At 64.3% G+C, this 2,667-nt stretch carries 2 protein-coding genes; one reads left to right on the top strand and one right to left on the bottom strand.

The genetic code is table 11. The features are described 5' to 3' along the window. Positions 1–1,150: 1,150 nt before the first annotated feature. On the bottom strand, positions 1,151–1,798 hold the full coding sequence (locus AB0C84_RS45865; protein WP_361079163.1) for a hypothetical protein: 648 nt from the start codon (positions 1,796–1,798) through the stop codon (positions 1,151–1,153). Positions 1,799–2,207: 409 nt separating this feature from the next. Here AB0C84_RS45865 and AB0C84_RS45860 point away from each other — a divergent pair, with 409 nt between their 5' ends. After that, the gene (locus tag AB0C84_RS45860; protein ID WP_361079161.1) at positions 2,208–2,450 is read left to right on the top strand and encodes a transposase; all 243 of its coding nucleotides are present in this window, start codon (positions 2,208–2,210) and stop codon (positions 2,448–2,450) included. Positions 2,451–2,667: the final 217 nt, after the last annotated feature.

The following is a 2,667-nucleotide window of genomic DNA, read 5'->3' as shown; positions in this document are numbered from 1 at the left end:
CCGCGTCGAGGACGACGGCCTCCCATTCCCGGAGGGCCTGGTCGTCCAGTTCCAGTCGTGTGGTGCGTCCGAGGGTCTCCGCGCTCATGCCGTCATCCTCATCTTTGATAGAGATTTTGCTTCAGAGCTTTGGTCGTAGTCGGTCAGCGTCCTTTACCGTGGCGCCAGTCAGTTGCGCTAGATCGCTGAGTTGAGATGCGCCAGCACAGCCGTACCCATAGGCCTGCGGCGGTGCGATGGCGTAGCGTTAGAAAGTCGATCTGGTTCTCAATGTTCAGACTACAGCCCTGGCGCTGCAGCTTCTCTGTAGAGTTCGCAGCGCCGGACCTCCCCGTACTGGTAGATGCCATGCCGACTTGGTACTGGGAAACGCTTGATGAAGCTCGACCACGGCTGCCGTCAGCCCGAAGGACATCGCCCGTCTGGCCCACGACCCCGTTCGGATGGGAAGTTCGGCCACAGCCGTAAGATAGAGCCGCGTCAGTGTCCAGGGGAGCCCACGCCCGCAAGCCCTGCTTCACTCTCGCCTTATCGGCGGAGGCACTGCTGCGCTCGGTCCGGCCACCAACCCGTTCCGCGAAGCCGACGTCGGCCGCGCCTTCTACCACACTACCGGACTCCCGCAACGGCGCCCGGCTTGCAGCCGCCAACGTCAACGCAGTCGCCTGCGACCCGGAGACTGTGGAGATGCCCCCTCGCGTTAGCGAGTTGGGCGGCAAGTTGAAGCTCACCGTGTCGATTAGGTCTACACCTGGCGCTACACGCGTCGCGACGTCAAGCCCGCAACATAGCTTGCCTCGTCTGCTTCACAACCACTGCGTGATCACCGCAAGCGAACCTAGCGGCCCGCCGCACAGGTCAACCGAACAGAAAACAGCACAATGGGTAATTATACAGACACCTGGTGCAAACGACCTTCAGGCGGTGCGGCGTTCCTCTAGCGCCCACTTGTGCCGCCACCTGGCGGCCAGTGCGGCGCTGCGTGCAGGGCTGTCTCGCAGATCCTCATCACGCACGGCGTCAGCGTGTAGGTCCGGGTAGTGAGGATCATCAGGGGTGACGAGCTTGACACCGCAGCCGACGTCATGCGGCAAGAGCAGCTCGCCGTGCTTCATCACGGCCTGGGCCGGTCGTATGCTGGTCACTGCGCTTACACCTCCAACCCGTACCTGCGGACATAATAGCGCGCCACCATCTCGGCAAGCTGTTCATGTCCGTTCAGGGTTCGGACCAGTCGGTCCAATTGGCCGGTGGCCACCAGTGCCCACGCCTCAGCCCACCATTCCAGCGGGTCGTACCAGCGCTCCACGATCAAATGTGGACGACACCGCAACATGATCGTCTGCCAGTCCGGCTGCTCGGCCATGCGGCGTGATCGCTCAATGACGTGTGCCAGCTCATGGTCGGTCAAGCTCGCCGACACGGTTCGGCCAGTGCCGATCACTACCGTTCGGCCGACGGTGGCGCCAGGCACGTCGTCCCACACGATCGCTGAGCCGGGTTGCACCGGCTGACCGGCCAGATAGCTCAGATGATCAAGCTCGGGAACATTGCCGACCCCCACCCACAGCTCATCTAGCTCGCTGATCACCAGAGATGCGATGTGCACGGGCTGGGCGGCGAGCCTGTCGATCACTGCGATCGTGTCAGCGGGCGGCATCAACAGGTCGGGGTCCCACTGACGCCGGAGCACACCCTCCCAGAAACCGCAATTACGTCGGCCGTCGCGAGGAAGAGGGTCGGCATTGGGTGGATGTGGAGCACACCAGGAGGGCTCACCGGAGACGCGGGTCTTCATCGCCGCACCATGTTGCCAGACCCGGCATGCTTACTCACCTCGTCGGCGTCCTCATCACCCCAAGGCCAGACGCGGCCGCATTGATGCACACGAGATGGTGCTGTCGACCACGGTCAGCAACCTGACCTCCGGCCCAGTCGACGGGCAGAGCATGGCAAGGGATTGTGGTAGCCCTCACCGTAGGCCTCAGCCATCTGGCGGACGACCGCCATCGACGGCCGCACCACACTCCGCCCGCCATTTCCTGCTCACCCTCTTGTATGAGATCTGGCGTCTTGGTTCTAGAGCCTCAAGGGCCTGACTGGTAGCGGACCGGAAGTTGCCGTATCTGGTGGCCGCTGGCGCGAGGGCGCTTAGAGCGTGTCCCGCGTGGCTTGTCGGTGATCAGCCGGGATGATGGCGGACTGTGGTGTTGTCTGAGCTTGCGCGCCGGTTGGTTCCTGATGAGTTGTGGGAGATCGCCGAGCCGTTGATGCCCGGGTTCTCGCCGAGGCCGCAAGGTGGCGGGACGGCGTCGCTGGACGAGCGGCTGGTGTTCACCGCGATCGTGTACGTGCTGACCAGCGGTTGCACCTGGCGGCAGTTGCCCGGCGAGTTCGGTGTCACCCGGTCGATGGCGCATCGCCGGTTCGCTGCCTGGACCAAGGCGTGACTGTGGCCGCGGTTGCACCGGGCCGTGCTGGAGGAGCCGGGTGGCCGCGGGATGGCCGACTGGAACAGCGCGATCGTGGACACCGCCGCCGTCCGGACGAAAAAAGGGGGCACGCTGACCGGTCCCAATCCGGTCGATCGCACCACCAGAGGCAGCAAACTCCACGTCCTTTCCGACGCCCAAGGGCTGCCGCTGGTCGTGGGCGTCCCGGCCGCCA

The sequence above is a fragment of the Actinomadura sp. NPDC048955 genome, assembly GCF_040649435.1.
GTDB lineage: Bacteria > Actinomycetota > Actinomycetes > Streptosporangiales > Streptosporangiaceae > Spirillospora > Spirillospora luteofluorescens.
This window is presented reverse-complemented; position numbering and strand designations above follow the sequence as displayed.

Coding starts and splice junctions, on each gene's coding strand:
- AB0C84_RS45865 (WP_361079163.1), bottom strand. CDS start 1,798: ATGAAGACCCGCGTCTCCGGTGAGCCCTCCTGGTGTGCTCCACATCCA.